The following is a 910-nucleotide window of genomic DNA, read 5'->3' as shown; positions in this document are numbered from 1 at the left end:
TGCTTCTGCATCGATGAGGAACTGCGTCACGAATCGCATCAATTCCCGTAAAAAATCGATCTGATCCACGTCTTGCATCTTGCGAATCCACTCGAGAACTGCGAAGCTATTGAGTGAAGCCATCGTTTCGTGCCTCCTACTTTTGGTGTTGGTCACACTGAGTAGACACGAACGGTGGCTTCGTCGTCAATGGGGACGACGAATTTTACACCACTACAATGGACTCTAACACCTGGAGAGGCGACTGCGCCTTCTTTTGTACGCATTTTTAAGATTGTTCTTCAGGCTAGCTCCACCTGTTCAAATAACGACATCATGATTCGTTCAGCAGTCCCTAAGCTAAAAAGTGTGGTTGCTCAAGCAGGAAAAAGGCGGTCAGAGCGCTAATGGGATAGTCACCAACACCACACCCCATCCCAAGGAGGCTCCGACCGCCTATGAAACAGTCTATTGGGTACGCTCTCGGTCTTCAAGGCCGGATCATCGATCGCCTTGAGCAAAATGAGCAGAGCGTCGATGTGTATGCCGGGCGGCCGAAAAAGGAAGCGCGCCGTCCCCATTGGCCGGGCCATCCGCCGCTTACGTTCACCGCCGTTCGGCAAAGGGGCGGCGTAAACGGCACACGTGGGTGGATCAAAAGCCGGTCTATCTCTGGATTCGGCCGCGGCGGTGCCGCTGCCTTCTGCCGAAAGGGGTTTACGGAGAGCCGGAAGCAGCGGATTCAGCGGGTCCTTCCGGAAGCACACGTGGTGGCCGATCCGTTTCACGTGCTTCAGGATGCGGGCCGCCGGGTGGATGAGGCCCGGCGGGTGGAAAGATGCACCGGCCACCGTCTTCCTGCCGGCCGCTTCGCAAAAACGAAGCAGACCTCACCGAGCATCCGGCGAAAGAGGCGGCCACGACCCGCTGG

The 910-nt window shown here is 56.7% G+C and carries 1 protein-coding gene and 1 pseudogene; one reads left to right on the top strand and one right to left on the bottom strand.

The genetic code is table 11. The annotated features are described in order from the left end of the window. A pseudogene (locus tag SA87_RS14510) lies at positions 1 to 123 on the bottom strand (IS256 family transposase); the annotation flags it as partial. A 314-nt stretch (positions 124 to 437) separates the two neighbouring features. On the opposite strand from SA87_RS14510, the gene SA87_RS14505 reads away from it, so the two are divergent. Beyond that, positions 438 to 910, top strand: a 473-nt coding sequence (locus SA87_RS14505; protein WP_211264224.1) for a transposase, incomplete at its 3' end; no start/stop codon positions are given.

The sequence above is a fragment of the Hydrogenibacillus schlegelii genome, from assembly GCF_001653195.1.
Classification (GTDB): domain Bacteria; phylum Bacillota; class Bacilli; order Thermicanales; family DSM-22653; genus Hydrogenibacillus; species Hydrogenibacillus schlegelii.
This window is presented reverse-complemented; position numbering and strand designations above follow the sequence as displayed.